This is a genomic window from uncultured Dialister sp. (assembly GCF_900538805.1).
Classification (GTDB): Bacteria; Bacillota; Negativicutes; order Veillonellales; family Dialisteraceae; genus Dialister.
The window spans coordinates 1-14,198 of sequence record NZ_UPZP01000057.1; the positions used below are offsets into that span (position 1 = coordinate 1).

Annotated in this window: 5 protein-coding genes; all 5 read left to right on the forward strand. The window is 53.9% G+C overall.

Annotation, left to right across the window (positions count from 1 at the left end; genetic code table 11):
• Positions 1-539: 539 nt before the first annotated feature.
• Positions 540-2,273, forward strand: coding sequence for a diguanylate cyclase (locus tag QZQ29_RS06180; protein ID WP_296961201.1), 1,734 nt, complete (start codon positions 540-542; stop codon positions 2,271-2,273).
• Positions 2,270-3,049, forward strand: coding sequence for a TatD family hydrolase (locus tag QZQ29_RS06185; RefSeq protein WP_296961203.1), 780 nt, complete (start codon positions 2,270-2,272; stop codon positions 3,047-3,049). The genes QZQ29_RS06180 and QZQ29_RS06185 overlap by 4 nt, the downstream gene beginning before the upstream one ends.
• Positions 3,050-3,516: 467 nt before the next feature.
• A complete protein-coding gene (rlmD, locus tag QZQ29_RS06190) occupies positions 3,517-4,890 on the forward strand; it encodes a 23S rRNA (uracil(1939)-C(5))-methyltransferase RlmD (protein WP_296961206.1) in 1,374 nt (457 codons plus the stop codon).
• 1,031 nt (positions 4,891-5,921) lie between these two features.
• A complete protein-coding gene (locus QZQ29_RS06195) occupies positions 5,922-7,274 on the forward strand; it encodes an S-layer homology domain-containing protein (protein ID WP_296961209.1) in 1,353 nt (450 codons plus the stop codon).
• A gap of 1,277 nt (positions 7,275-8,551) precedes the next feature.
• Positions 8,552-13,210, forward strand: coding sequence for an EAL domain-containing protein (locus tag QZQ29_RS06200; RefSeq protein ID WP_296961212.1), 4,659 nt, complete (start codon positions 8,552-8,554; stop codon positions 13,208-13,210).
• Positions 13,211-14,198 lie beyond the last annotated feature (988 nt).

A 14,198-nucleotide genomic window follows, 5' to 3' on the forward strand; every position in this document is an offset into this window, starting at 1 on the left:
TAAGGTTACCCTTTTTTAAGAAAAAACAATAAATTTCTTCAAAAAAAAGACTTGACATATGACCAGAATACTGAGCGCAGCGAAGGATCTCGGTCAGAATCGTAAGTGAGGGAAAGCCGGTAAATACCAGTCGGCGGGAAGGTCAGACGGTCAGACTTCAGAAGGCTGTATTCCCGAAAGCAAGAAGGTTCAGGTGCCTTTCGGCACCCGGGCTCTATCGTTCGAGCGCTTCGCGCCGAACGATGGGGGCCGTCCACAGAGCGGGCTGATTCAGAGGAAGTTTTAAAGAATCGCTGCGCTGGCGAGGCAGGCGCCTGTGGGCATCATTATAAATGCTGCCTATGGCAGCGCTGCCGCCGTAAGGCGGCATATATACTTATTGCCGCGGAGCGGCAATCCACAACCCTTTGAACCCTTTGAACCCTCTGAACCCGGGGCCGCGAAGCGTCCCCTTTCCTTCATATATGAAATGATATATAATATTTTTCATAGAAACTATACAAAATCCGGTTATTCGCTTAAAACGGGAGATGATGGGTATGAAAAAGATGACGGAACTGATCCGTTTCGTTTCCATGCCCGTATTTTCGGTAATCTTTGTGGCGGTGCTCGTATTGGACGCCGCCCTTTTTCAGTCCATGAGTACCAATATGGAAACCAATATCCGCGAAACAGGGGAAGCCCGGCTGGCCTGGATAAAGCAGTCCCTGGAACGGTATGTCACCATTACCACCGTTATGGAAGGAAGGGTGAAGGAATCGGGGGGCCGCACTGTCCCCGACCAGACAAAGCTGGCGGATTTTGTGAAAATGGATAATGCCCTTCGCAGTATCCAGATCGTCCAGGAAGACGGCACCTTTACCGGGTATAACCAGGACGCGGACATTCGCAATTTCACAAATCCCGAGACCGGCTCTTTAAAAAAGCTGGCTTTAGAGGCCCGCCGCTCCGGCAATGTGAGCATTACTCCCGCCGTGGAAGTGGGGGAGGGACTCCGGGATATCGTGGTGGTGCGGCCGGTGTTCCTGTCTGATGGGAAAGGGGATTCCCATTTCTGGGGCTACATCCTTGCCATTATAGATACCCGAATCTTTCTGGGCGACGCCAATGTATCAAACATGAAGGACCAGGGCATTCTCTGTGGCCTTTCCCATACCGAAGGGGACGGCACGGTCTCTTCCCTTTATGAAAACGGGGATTACAGGAAAGAAGCTCTTGCCGTATCCCGTGAAATCTATGCGGACCAGTGGACCGTGTACCTCCGTCCGGAAGGGCCCTGGGTGAATCCCTGGATTATCGTCCTCACCACCTGGGCAGGCATACTGACCGCCCTGGCCCTGGCAGTGCTGGCCCGCCGCAATGCAAGGCTCCGCCGCCTGGGCACCACCGATGCCCTGACCGGCGTATACAACAGGAACGGCGGCGACTGGGCAGTGAAACGGTACCTGGAATCCCACGAGGACCATCCGGCTTTGGTGATGGCAGTGGACATCGACAATTTCAAAATCATTAACGACGTCTACGGCCACGAAGCGGGAGACAGGGCCCTCTGCCAGTTCACGAAGGACATGAAAAAGATTTTCGGCCGTCACACCTTCATTACCCGGAACGGCGGCGATGAATTTATCATCTTCTACGGCGACGGTCTCACCGGTGAAGCTGCCCGGGCCATCGACCGCTTTACCGGGGAGCCCCATGAAATTACCTATAAGGGAAAGAAAATTCAATTTTATTCCTCCCTGGGCTTTGCCCGCTACACGAACCAGGACAGGGACTACCGCGGCCTCTGCATCAAAGCGGACTACGCCCTCTACGGCGCCAAGCTGAACGGCAAGGCAAGGTGGAAGGAATTCGACCCGGAACTGACGCCGGAAGACACCCGCACCCAGCTGGGCTTCAACCTCACGGACATAGGAAATGAAATGCCCGGCGCCATGGCGGTGTACAGGGCAGAAGACAAACACATCCTCTACGCCAGCAGCCCCCTGGTGGAGCTCATGGAATGTGAAAACCTGGATGATTTCATGAAATATACCGCCATGGCGCTGGACAGGATTTTCCCGGACTCCCTGAAGAGAAGGATGGAAGAAGAAATAGGCCGGCAGATGAAAGACCCGGCCAACCGGCGACGCCGCTATTTCATAAAGACCGAAATCCTGACGAAAAAAGGAAACCTCCGCCCCGTGGAAATCAGGGGCCATCTGAACCATAATACCAACTACGGAGACGTATTCTACGTCTTCCTTTATGAAAAAGAACAGAAGGAACCATGAACATACGATACTACGACATAGGGCTGAACCTCTTCACCCCATCCTTTCCTAATCCCGAAAAAATCATCGAAGACGCAGAGGCCGCCGGCATCCGATGTATATTGACCGGCTCTGACCGGAAGGATAACGAACTGGTGAATGATTTCACCAGGACACATAACCTCTGCGGCACCGCCGGCATCCATCCCCACAGCACCGACGATGCACGGGAAGAAGACGTGGAGCGCATCCGTGAAATCATCCTCTCCAATCCCGCCATCAAGATGGTGGGCGAAACGGGCCTGGACTATGACCACATGTATGCCAGAAAAGAGAACCAGCTCCACTATTTCAAGGAACTCATCGCCCTGGCAGAAGAACTCCATAAACCCCTGTTCCTTCACCTCCGGGACGCAGAGGAAGACTTCATGGACTGCTTCAAAGGCCACGAAGATATCTGCCCCATTTCCGTGGTTCACTGCTTCACAGGAAATAAAGAAACCCTCCAAAAACTCCTGGACATGGGCTTCTACATCGGCATCACCGGCTGGATCTGTGATGAAAGAAGAGGAGACGCCCTCCGTGACGCCGTCTCCATCCTCCCCTTGGACCGGGTCATGGTAGAAACCGACGCCCCCTACCTCACTCCCAGAGGCTTCCACTTGAAGCGGACCAACGTCCCCCAGAACATTACATACGTAGTAGAAACCCTCGCCTCCTACATGCACGTTACAGCTGAAGAACTAAGGCAGTACGCCCTCAAAAACACGGAAAAAGTATTTGGTATCAAGCGGTAACTTTTGCTTCTATGTATGTGATAGATGGCAAACGCAGGAGGTTCTATTCTGCCCCCTGAATAGGGGGAAGTCCCGCGAAGCGGGATAGGGGGTGGCCACTGCAGGTGGCCAATTCGGCAGAATAGTAAGCGGAGGCAGCGAGCTATACTTTCCTGTAGCATTCCGGCGCCACCACTTGCCGGCTGACCGACCTCGAACGACAGTGCCCGGCGGGAAGGCAGGCACGTAACGAATTCTGACGTCCGATTTCTGACTTCTATCGTCTAATCCACGCCCCTATCCTCCGTCGCCTCCGGCGACACCTCCTTCCTGAGGAAGGAGGCTAAGAACTGCCGCGAAGCGGCCATATAAAAACTGCGGCGAAGCCGCTTCCTCAACCCTCAGCCGCAAAGCGGTTGTCAAACTTAAGAACCTTCGGCCCATAGGGCCGTCAAACCTTAGAACCTTTCCCCAAAAAGGAGCCTCCTATGACTAAGAAAAACATTCCTGTCAAATTAAACGAAACCTATACCGCCACCATCCGCGACCTGGGAATCCACGGCGAAGGCATCGGCTCTGTGGATGATTTTACCCTCTTCGTGCCCGGCGCCCTGCCGGGGGAGACGGTGACCGCCCGGATTGTGGCGGCCAAGAAATCCTATGCCCAGGGAAAGCTGATTTCCATAGAGAAACCATCCCCCTTCCGCACGAAGCCGGAATGCCCGGCCTACCATGCCTGCGGTGGCTGCCAGATTTCACACCTTACCTACGAAGGCCAGCTGGCGGTGAAGGAGCAGCGGGTGAAGGACGTGGTAAGCCGTCTGGGCGGCTTTTCCGAAGACCTGGTGCTCCCCGTGCTTCCGGCGGAAAATCCCTGGAACTACCGGAATAAAATGGCCGTGCCTGTGGCCCAGGCCACCGGAGGGCCGGTGATTGGCTACTACCGCCAGGGCAGCCACCAGGTGGTGCCCATTGATGGATGCCTCATCCAGGAAGAAGAAAACAACCGGGTCCTCCGTTTTGCCAAGGGCTTCATGGCAAGGCACAGCATCCAGGGATACAACGAAAAATCCCGCAAAGGCTCTGTGCGCCATATCATGGCAAGAACCGGCGACCACGGCGAAGTGATGGTGGTCATCGTCACCGCCACACCGGCCCTTCCCTTTGCAGAACTCTGGGTAAAGGAAATGAGAGAACTCCTGCCGGAAGTGGTTTCCATTTACCATAACGTACAGAAAAGTCCGGGAAATGTAATTCTGGGAGAAACCCTCCATCACCTCTGGGGCAAAAAGACCCTGACCGCCACCCTGGAAGGCCTTGCCTTTGAAGTATCTCCCTTCTCCTTCTTCCAGGTCCACCGCTCCCAGGCGGAAAAACTCTATGATAAAGCCCTGGAATACGCAGCCCTCACCGGCGGCGAGACCGTTATTGACGCCTACTGCGGCACCGGCACCATTTCCCTGTGCCTCGCGAAAAAAGCAAAAAAGGTGATCGGCATTGAAATCGTGAAAGCCGCCATTGACGACGCCTGGAAAAATGCAGAATTCAACCATGTGGAAAATGTGGAATTCCACGCTGCCGACGCCGGAAAACTGATGCCGGAACTCTATAAAGCAGGCCTCCGCCCTGACGTTATCGTTATGGACCCCGTCCGCGCCGGCTGCAGCGAAGACGTCCTGAAAGCCGCTGCGGCCATGGAACCGAAGCGCATGGTCTACGTTTCCTGCAACCCCGCCACCTTCGCCAGAGACGCAAAGATCCTTGCCGGCCTCTCCTATACCCTCAAAAAGGTCCAGCCCGTAGACGTGTTCCCCCAGACCATGCACATAGAAACCGTGGCCCTTCTGGAGAGGGCAGAGTAAGATTTCTGTTCATGCCGGAATCAAATGAGCCATATGCTTCATGCAGCCAATTGACAGAAAAAGCAAACAACCGGGCTGGCGCCCGTGGACATGCACTCCGGAGGGGAAAGTTTTAGCGGCGCTATGCATTGTGGTACTTATGAGGCCAATGCTGCCCTGCGGGTTGTTGTCCCACCGCTTTTGCGGGGGGAAGGTGGTGCCGTAAGGCACCAAAGGGGGAAAAGCCACCGTAGGCGGCTAATCATCGTAATGCTGCTCAAAAAGTATGAGTGCAGAAGGTTAAACGTAGAGCATACTTTGCCCTCAAGGGAAAACAAGAATGTGTGGAAAAAATACCGCCATATATCTCCTGTACCATTCCGGAGGCACCCCCCTTTGGTGGCTGGCGCCACCACCTTTCCCCCAGCTCCGCTGGGGGCACTATGGGTGCTGGGCATTTTGGGCAACTGGTGCTCATGGCAGCAGCGGCAGAAAAACAAGCCAACCGGGCCGCAGGCCCGGTCGGCTTGTTTTCCCCTCGCCCGGCAGGGCGGTTTTAAGGTTTTATCAAAACTGGCGCCGAAGGCGCCTACCACCACCCTTTGAACCCTTTGAACCGGCCCCCTTTGGTGCCAGACAGCACCACCCGCAAGCGGGGGGACAATAAAATGAGGGGGCCGAACCCTCTGAACCCGGGCCGCGAAGCGGCCCTTTTTTGTAAAAATCTATTGCATTTTCTCTTTTCATAGTTTATGATACATACAGGTTCATAAAGGTTAAGGTTTAGATTCGAAGAGGAGTCCATCATGGGCTCCTTTTTCGATTTTCTAAAAGCCATTATGGAGCCTATGATTAGAATTACATAAGAAAGAATATTCCCTATTGCGCATAATCATACATTTATAGTATGCTGAAAAAAGCATATTTCCGGCCCGGGGGATATGGGAGGAGAGAGGGTAAGCAGAGGAAACACGGACACTCTTGCAGAGATATTTTCACTCCTTCAGAAAGGGCAGGTTATCTATATATTTTTTCTAAGGGAGCGATGAACTATGAAAAAAATTCTCGCACTGGCTGCTGTAGCAGCACTCACTGCAGGCGTTTCCGCTTATGCAGCAAATCCATTTTCCGATGTTTCCACCGATGACTGGGCTTACCAGGCAGTATCCGACCTCTCCGACCAGGGCGTTGTAGAAGGCTATCCGGACGGCACCTTCAAAGGCGAAAGAAACATTACCCGTTATGAACTGGCTCAGATCATTGCCCGCCTCATGGCTAAAGAAGATCAGCTGAACGCTGAACAGCGTGCAACTCTCGACAAACTGGCTGGCGAATACGCTGACGAACTGGCTAACCTGGGCGTTCGCGTTTCCAACCTGGAAAAGAAAGTCGGCAACATTTATTGGTCCGGCGATGCTCGTATGCGTTATTCCGATAAGTCTCTCGGTACTTTGAAAGATGGTAAGTACAACAAGACTGCTGATGGCTGGGATGGCCGTATGAGAATCAATGTTAAGGGTCAGGTTAATGACTCCACCACCATCAATGGCCGCCTTACCTACAACATGAACTTCAAAGGCGATGACAACAACAATGCATCTGCTGCTGATGATACCAATAATGGCGTATACATGGATGTACTCAACGCTAAACATCAGTTTGGCAACTTCGCAGTAACTCTTGGCCGTTATGCAAATAACTTTGGCAACCAGGGAAGCTGGCGTTATGGTGTTTCCCATGATTTCGACGGCGCTGAACTGTCTTACAACAATGGCAAATTCAACGCAGCTGCAGGTTTTGGTCAGTTCAACACCACCTATAATGATTACAAGAAAGCTATCATTGATGATGAAGATGCTTTCTATGCAAAGGCTGGTTATGATTTCGGCTTTGCAAAACTGACTGCTGATTACACCAAATTCCAGGGCAACAACGATCTGGACAATGGTTACTGGGGCAAAGACAAAGATTACAAGCTCGATGACGAAATCTTCGGCGTTGACCTCACTATTCCGGTAGGCCAGGCTTGGAATGTTCAGGGCGAATATGTAAAGAATACTACTACTGAACTGAAGAATGATGATGCTTGGAACGCAGGCCTCCAGTACAGCAATTTCAACTGGAAGAAACCGGGTACTTTCGCTCTCGGCGTTTGGTACAATGATATTGGCAATGCTACCTATTTCGGCGGCACTGGTCTCCAGACCAATCTGCTCAACGCATTCTGGACCAATACCGATGCAGCTGGTAACTACGCAACCAACCTGAAGTACTGGAACGTTATCGGCGACGTAGCTCTCCAGAAGAACGTTTCCCTCCACGCTGAATATGCATTCGGTGCAGACGCTGACGGCGCAGCTGATCCGGATGATGCATGGACCGTTTCCCTGAACTACAAATTCTAATTTCTGAAAAGAAAAGAGAATATAGTTTCATAAACAAAGAAGAAGCTCTCGAAAGAGGGCTTCTTTTTTTGCGCCGCTTTCCGTGGAGTCTTGGGAGGCGGGGAACACATAGGGAAAATTGTAAATTGTAAATTGTAAATGGTAAATGGTAAATGAAGGTGGGCGCCTGCCGGCGCCAATATGAATAAAGGGGGAGCGGCTCAAACCCTTGCGTCCCTCATGGGAAAATTGGGAATGGAGGCAGGAAATCTTTGAGTCATACTCTTCTTGTACCGTTCCGGCGGCCCCCCCTTTGGTGGCTGGCGCCACCACCTTTCCCCCTATTCAGGGGGCACTATGGGTGCTGGGCATTTCGGGCAACTGGTGCTTATGGCAGCAGCGGCGGAGATTTTAGCGGCGCTATGCATTGTGGTACTTATGGGGAAATCGCTGCTGTGCGGTTTTATTCTGCCCCCTGAATAGGGGGAAGTCCCGCGGAGCGGGATAGGGGGTGGCCGCCACAGGCGACCAAATCAGCAGAATGGTAAGAATAGAAATGATACGAACGCTTCATGGGCACAAACTCTTGCGTCCCCTTTAGGGGAAGAGGGCCACGAAGTGGCGAAGGGGTGCTGGAGGGTAAGAATCGGAAAGAAACTCAAAGTAGAGCAGGCCGCCTATCGGCGGTCACGTCCACGGTGGAGTGTCACATCGGTGCTTGACCTCGTACACCCTTTGCCACTACGTGGCGTTCCCCTCAAGGGGAAACGAGAGATTGAGGCAGGAGATTTTTGAGTCATACGCTTCTTACAGTATTCTGGAGAGAAAATCAAACAACCGGGCCGAAGGCCCGGTTTGCCTGTTTTTCCCCGTCCGACAGGGCGGCTCCCTGGTTTTCCTAGTCCACTAGCCCACCAGCTCACTAGTACACTAGCCCACTACCGCGGTTTTATCAAAACTGGCGCCGAAGGCGCCCACCACAACCCTCGGGGCGGAGCCCCGTCAACATTTCCCTTTGAACCCTCTGAACCCTCACACCCGCAGGGCGTGTCCACAGGCGCCTCTTTTTCTGAATTGAATACAAGTAATCTAATAATTTTTTAAGGGGGGGTAGACACTGAAATTTATCTTCTACATAGTATTATCACACGTAATATGTGATATAATATTTTTGAGAGACTAATGTAACATGAGACTTTCATTACATGACAGTCTGTTCTTTGTGAAGGTGGTTTTGTGAAACTTTTCGGCCCGGGGAAAAGGGATGTACCCTGACGGAGCCGGGCATTATAAGGCGGATGATGGATATGGCAGATGGCAGCGGTATGGGGAAAGCGGGACTTGACGGGCTTCCCTGCGGGATTTGTCTGGTGTCTATGGATGATGAGGAAAAGGTGCTGTATGCAAACCGTTCTTTCCTCCATTTGATGGGCTTCTCTTCCATGGAGGAGCTTTTTTCGCAGCGGGGCAGCTCTTTTAAGGAGCTTGTGGCTGAGGGGTATGTGCCCCTTGGCCAGCGCTGCGGAGCAGAGGAAAGGAGCGGGTCTTTTTATTTTCAGCTGAGGGCTTCCTCCGGCAGTGTCCCGGTGAAAGGGACAGCCGGGGTATATGAGGATGAAGAAAAGGGCAGGGCCTGGTGTCTATCCTGCATTCGTGACAGGGAAGGGAAGGCGCGGGATCTGCAGCTCATGGACCGGAGGACTTTTTATCCGGCCATTACCAGGCAGGCCCGGGAGGATGTGAAGAAGGGCATCTTCGGTAGCCGGGCGCCGCTGTATTTCAATCTCACCAATTTCAAGGTCTACAATTCCCGCCACGGCACGGAGGCGGGGGACAGGCTTATCCGCTTTATGGCTGAAAGTATTGCTTCCCATTTTCCCTATTCTATCATCGCCCATCTGACCGGGGATACCTTTGCGGTGCTGGCGCTTCATCATGATGTGGCGGAGCGGATTGAGGCGGTGTCCCGGGATATCAGGAATTTTACCGGCGATCCGGCGGTGCAGCTGAAGGCGGGGGTGAATATTTTCAATCCCGATGAGGTGGAAATCAGCGAAAGCGGTATTCATCTTCTCTTTGACCGGGCCAAGATTGCGGCGGACTGGATCAAGGGGGATGCCGGCAGGACTTTTGCGGTGTATGATAAGTCCATGGGGCAGCATCTTACGGATCGGGTCTATGTGCTTGGCAATTTCGACAGGGCCCTGAAGGAAGGGCATATCAAGGTGTACTATCAGCCGGTCATCCGCACGCTTACGGGAAAGGTGTGCGGCACGGAGGCCCTGGCCCGGTGGGAGGATCCGGTGCGGGGCATGATTATGCCTTCCATTTTTGTGCCGGTGCTGGAGGAGGCCGGTCTGATCCATCGACTGGACTGCTATGTCATAGAGACGGTGGCCAAACTGTACCGGTTTATTATGGAAAATCACCGGCCCTTTGTGCCGGTGTCGGTGAATCTATCGGCCGTGGATTTTGAGGTGATGGATCCCTTTTCCTTTGTGGAGGATGTGGTGGAGAAGTACCAGGTGCCCCGGAATTTCTTCCATATCGAAATCACGGAGTCCGCCTTGAAGAAGAATGAAATGCGGCTGAGGCAGGAAATCGAGAAGTTCCGGAAGGCGGGCTATGAGTGCTGGCTGGATGATTTCGGCAGCGGCTATTCGTCTTTGAATGTGCTGAAGACCTACCGCTTTGATACGCTGAAGCTGGATATGGCGTTCCAGCGTAACCAGAATGACTGGGGCCGGAAAATCATGGGCTCCATCATTTACATGGCCAAGAAGCTGGGCATCCATACACTGGCGGAAGGGGTGGAGACCAGGGCCCAGGCGGAGTTTCTAAAGAGCATGGGCTGCGAGAAAATCCAGGGCTGGTACTACGGGAAGGCACTGCCCTATGAGGAAAGCTACCGGTACTGCCTCCATCGTCATCTGGCTGTGGAAACGCCGCTGGAGAATTCTTTCTATGAAAAACTGGGACTGGCCAATATCATCGGCGATACGCCGGCAGCCCTTTTTCTCTACGACGGGGAGAATATAGCCATCCTTCTGGGAAATGAAGCCAGCCGCCGGGCAGCGGCGGCCCTGAATGCCGCCTGTGTCAATGAGAATGGGCTGAGGCTGGTGAAGCTGGACCTGCCGGTGATGCAGCAGTTCCATGAACTGATGTCCACATCTGCCAAAAGCGGCAGGAAGGAGTCCATGAATTACATTTTCCATGGGCAGTATATGCGCTGCACTCTGCAGGTGCTGGCCCAGGATGATCACCGCTTTGCCGGAAAAATGGAATACTACCTGGTTTCGGACGGTCAGGACCGGAAAGAAACCCATCGCATGGATAAGCTGCTGCGCCATCTCTTCATTGTCTATGACGGTCTCTATGTGATTCGGAAGAAAGAGGCCCTGGTGGAGGTGGCGGAGTCCATGAACCGCATTGTACGTACCGGGGAGACGGTGCCTCTGGGCCGGTTCCTGAAGCTTGGCGATTTCATGCATCCCGAAGACAGGGAGCGGTTTCTCAGGATCATGAAACCGGGGACCCTGGAAAAGAAGGCGAATCGGTCCAAACGAAACGCAGTGACCGGTCTGTACCGTATGAAAATGGATGACGGCAGCTACCGGTGGAAGGAGTTTAATTTCGCCCTCCTCGGTTCCTCCTGGGATGGAGATATTCTCCTGGGCATTAAGGATACCGCCTCTGCCGCCGCCAGGGAGACAGCCATGCTTCCTTCCTATCTGGCCACTTTGGTGCCCCTGCCGGAAATAGAGCGGGAAGAGAAGCGGCGCTCTTCGGTGCTGCAGGCCATGGCGGAGAGCGGAAATATCTGCTTCTTCTGGAAGGACAGGGAGCACCGGTTCCTGGGGGCCAGCCGGGCATTCCTTGAAAAATACGGCTTCACCCTGTCCGACATTCTGGGAAAGACGGATGATGAAATCGGCTGGCATGTCAACGGGCGCCGCTTCCGAAATGAAGAGGAAAAGGTACTCAAAAAAGGAGCGATTTCCAGAAATGTCATGGGCCAGTGCATCATCAAGGGACAGATCCACTATGTACAGGCCACCAAGTTCCCCATATACCGGGGCAATGAAATCGCCGGTCTGGCGGGGTATTTCATCGACCGGGACAGCATCGGAAAAATCCGGCGGGAAAACCAGGAGCTGGATATACGGGACATGGAAACGGGACTTCTAAACTACCGCGGCATGTTCATCACCGCCATCCATTACTTTGATAACTACAAATCCTATGGGGAAAACTGCGCCGCCCTCTTCATGGACATTCCGGCTCTGGACGATGTGAGCCGTCTCTATGGCATGGCGGTGCGAAAGAAACTGCTTGCCCGGCTGGCGAAGCTGATTTCCCATTTCTTCCGTCAGGGCGCGGCCATAGCCCATCTGGGCGGCGGCCGGTTCTGCGTCCTCATGAAGGCAGAGGACACGGCGGATATCCGGCGCCGCATGCTGGACCTGTCCAATGAAATCCATGGCATCCGGGAAGAGGCGGGACGGCAGGTCACCCTTTTCCTGCAGTATGCCCTGGTCATGGCATCGGAGGTGCGCACGGTGGACGAACTCTTCCACCTTCTGGCCCGCCGTCTGGTGGAAGCGGAACGGGAGAAATACGGAGAATCCCTGTATTATGGAGACCGCATCGTTTTCGACAGGGCCGTCTTTGACAACAGCAGTGACCAGATCATGATTTCCGACCCCGACACCTACAGCCTCCTTTATGTGAACAAGGCGGGTCTTCGGGACCTGGGGCTGCCGGAGGACTATCCCTATGCCGGAAGAAAGTGCTATGAGCTTATCTGTGGAGAGTCTGCTCCCTGTGAAGTCTGTCCCCTGGCATTCCTCAGGCGGGACCGTTTCTATACCCAGACCTTCCATAACATGAATACCGGCGGCGATTACCTTATCCAGCATACCCTGATTTCCTGGCATGGAAAGAACGGTCATTTTGAACTGGCCACGAATCTGGGCGGCTACGCGGAAGGGGACTACCGGAAGAAATACATGCTCTTCCAGGAAATGGCGGTCAATGATGCCCTGGTGGGAGGAATTTCCGCGCCCACACCCCATGAAGGCGTCAGCCGGCTCCTGGCCCGGGCGGGAAAAATTCTGGAAGCCGAGAAGGTATGCATTTTTGAAGAGCAGGGCGACGGCACCGTGAAGAATACCTACGAATGGTGCGCTCCCGGCATAGAGCCCTCCAAAGACGCCATGCAGCATGTACCCATGGAGCTGGCAAGGCCCCTTTATGACCGCTTCGGCCCCGACCAGATAGCCATCATTGACGACGTGGAAGCGGTGCAGAAAGAGTACGGCATTTCCAGTGAGACCTACCGGCCTGGACTGAAGCGCCTCATCTCCGGCCATCTGGTCATCGGCGGCCTTTCCCTCGGCTACACGGAAGTGGTGAACCCATCGGAAAAAATCATGAAAGAAGCCAGCCCTCTGCTGGATACCTTGACCCGCTTTGCGGCAAGCCTCATCCGCAACCGGAATGTAATGGACCGTCTCCAGGCCCTGAGCCATGAAGACCAGCTCACAGGCCTTAGGAACCGCCTGGCCTTCATGGAATATGTGGAAAGCCTCCCCGTGGGTACAAAGACGGCCTTCCTCTTCGGCGATATGAACGGCCTCAAGCAGATCAACGACAAAGAGGGCCATGAAGCCGGCGACAGGGCCCTCCAAACCCTGGCAGCCATTGCCGGCGAACTGGTGGGCCGGAATCACGCCTTCCGCATGGGCGGCGACGAATTCATCCTGGCCGTGGAAGGAGCAGACAAAGCCCGGGCAGTGCAGCTGGCGGCGGAACTGAAGGGCAAACTGCACCTTCAGAACCTCAGCATGGCTCTGGGCATCGCCATCCGCACCGCCCCCATTATCGATATCGACGAACTCATCATGGAAATGGATAAGAAAATGTATGAGGATAAGAGACATCCGAGGAGATAGTGAGACAGTGGGAAAGTGAAACAGTGAAACAGTGAAACAGTGAAACGGCTGTCCGCTGTCCGCTTACCGCCGGTCATGGTTAAAATGGTAAATTGTGAATGGTAAATGGTAAATGAAGGAGGCGCCCTCTGAAAACAGGGGCGCTTTTTTTTGGACACGCCCTTTGGGCGTGAAGGTTCAGATGGTTCAGAAGGTGCAGAGGGTTCAGAGGGTGAAGGAGGGCGGCTTCGCCGCCAATATAATGGGGCGGCAGAGCCGGCCTGCACTAAAACTTGCCTCCCCCTGCTTGCAGGGAGAGGGGGACCACGTGCATTACCCACTTGCCTCCCCCATCCATGGGGGAGGGGGACCGCGTAAGCGGTGGAAGGGGCTGGCAAGTGGAGATAATGCGTCATACTCTTTCTTACACCATTCCGGCGGCACCCCCTTTGGTGGCTGGCGCCACCACCTTTGCCCCTATTCAGGGGGCACTATGGGTGCTGGACATTTTAGTCAATTTGCGCGTGGAGCAGCAGCGAAAGAAAAACCATACAACCGGGCTTCGCCCGTGGAAATGCACCCCTTCTGCCGCCTTCGGCGGCGTCTCCCCCGGAGGGGGAGATTTTAGCGGCGCTATACCCTGTGGTGCTTGTGGGGTCAATGCTGTTCTGCGGTTTTATTCTGTCCCCTGCATAGGGGAAAGTCCGGCGCAGCCGGATAAGGGTGGCTGTGGAGGTCCTGTATAGGACCTCCAAGTCAGCCGAAGTTGGCCCTTAGCCTGCCCATAAAAGGGCCTTCCTTTTAGTCGGCTGACCGTGGTAGGCGGCCAATTCAGCAGAATGGTAAGAATAGAAATGATACGAACGCTTCATGGGCACAAACTCTTGCGTCCCCTTTAGGTGGCAAGCGAACGTGATTTGTAGGGGAGCGACAGCGACCTGAAAATCACGTGAGACGCTTTCCCGTGGAGGAAGAGGGCCACGAAGTGGCGAAGGGGTGCTGGAGGGTA

Excerpts from the sequence above, each read along its gene's own strand:
- QZQ29_RS06180 (WP_296961201.1), top strand. The coding sequence starts at position 540 with ATGAAAAAGATGACGGAACTGATCCGTTTCGTTTCCATGCCCGTATTT.
- QZQ29_RS06185 (WP_296961203.1), top strand. The coding sequence starts at position 2,270 with ATGAACATACGATACTACGACATAGGGCTGAACCTCTTCACCCCATCC.
- rlmD (WP_296961206.1), top strand. The coding sequence starts at position 3,517 with ATGACTAAGAAAAACATTCCTGTCAAATTAAACGAAACCTATACCGCC.
- QZQ29_RS06195 (WP_296961209.1), top strand. The coding sequence starts at position 5,922 with ATGAAAAAAATTCTCGCACTGGCTGCTGTAGCAGCACTCACTGCAGGC.
- QZQ29_RS06200 (WP_296961212.1), top strand. The coding sequence starts at position 8,552 with ATGATGGATATGGCAGATGGCAGCGGTATGGGGAAAGCGGGACTTGAC.